This is a genomic window from Flavobacterium sp. JAS (assembly GCF_020991455.1).
Taxonomy (GTDB): Bacteria; Bacteroidota; Bacteroidia; order Flavobacteriales; family Flavobacteriaceae; genus Flavobacterium.
Genome location: NZ_JAJMOX010000050.1, coordinates 1 through 751, shown reverse-complemented (window position 1 = coordinate 751; position 751 = coordinate 1). Strand labels below are relative to the sequence as shown.

The 751-nt window shown below is 37.4% G+C and carries 1 protein-coding gene; it reads left to right on the top strand.

The features are described 5' to 3' along the window. A partial coding sequence (locus LPB88_RS23695) for a condensation domain-containing protein (protein ID WP_230718272.1) occupies positions 1-751 on the top strand: 751 nt, incomplete at both ends.

Here is a 751-nt window from a genome sequence, read left to right as displayed (position 1 = left end):
AAAGCCTTGCCGGGTGTAGAAGGAGAAGACCTTATCAGAAATCAATATGTAGCTCCCAGAAATGAAACTGAGCAAAAGCTGGCTGCCATATGGCAGGAAGTACTTGGAATTGAAAGAATTGGAGTAACAGATAACTTTTTTGAATTAGGCGGACACAGTTTATCTGTAGCTCAGGTAGTGAACAGAATCCATAAACAATTTGGAAAAACAATCGCTATTAAATTGTTTTTTGCAAATCCAACCATTGAAAAATTAAGCAAAGAGCTGCAGGAGAGTGAATATATCGCGATCCCAAAGGCACCTGAAAGCGAATCTTATCCCTTAACGGATTCTCAAAGACGATTATGGATAATGAGCCAGTTAGAAGGCGGTTCGCTGGCGTATAATATGCCCGGAGCAGTTACGCTAAAAGGAAATATAGAGATCAATAAATTCGAAGAATCGTTTAAGCTTTTATTACAACGTCATGAAATACTAAGAACGTATTTCAAAGCAGATAATCAGGGTGATATCAGACAATATATTATCCCAAGCGAACAATTGGATTTTAAGATATCGATTGAAGACTTCAGTTTTACAGAAAACCAACAAGAAGCCATTGCGAAGTATATAGAAGAAAGGAACCATGAGATCTTTGATTTAGAACAAGCACCTCTTATAAGAGCTTCGCTTCTTAAGTTAAAAGAACAGGAGTATGTGTTCTTTTTATCAATGCATCATATCATTGGAGACGGCTGGTCTATGGAACTTC